The organism is Bradyrhizobium sp. USDA3010, from assembly GCF_056429065.1.
The window spans coordinates 1-250 of the sequence record NZ_JBWJZD010000177.1 but is presented as its reverse complement, the minus strand read 5'-3'; the positions used below and the strand labels follow the sequence as shown (position 1 = coordinate 250).

General features: G+C 65.6%; 1 protein-coding gene and 1 pseudogene. One reads left to right on the top strand and one right to left on the bottom strand.

The annotated features are described in order from the left end of the window. Positions 1-128 (top strand): annotated as a pseudogene (locus AC066Y_RS43455) (transposase); the annotation flags it as partial. Between the two features lie 19 nt (positions 129-147). Here the strand turns inward: AC066Y_RS43455 and AC066Y_RS43450 are convergent. Then, positions 148-250: transposase domain-containing protein (locus AC066Y_RS43450; RefSeq protein ID WP_478278960.1), on the bottom strand; the 103-nt coding region annotated here is incomplete at its 5' end.

Genomic DNA, 250 nt, shown 5'->3' with positions numbered 1-250 from the left:
ATGAACACTGCTTCCTGCCGATCCACGTCTACGACACCGAGCACAGCCGGCCTGTTGCGGTCATCCTGCGCCCCGGCAAGACGCCGAGCGGCCGCGAGGTGCGGGCACACCTGCGCCGCCTGGTTCGTAAGCGGCAAGCTGAGGCCGTCAGGCGGCGTGGTTCCATGGCATAAGTACGTCGATTTGGCTGCTCGGCCAGCCATTGGCGATACGCTGAAGCGTGAGGGTGAGCCAGGCGAACGGATCGACG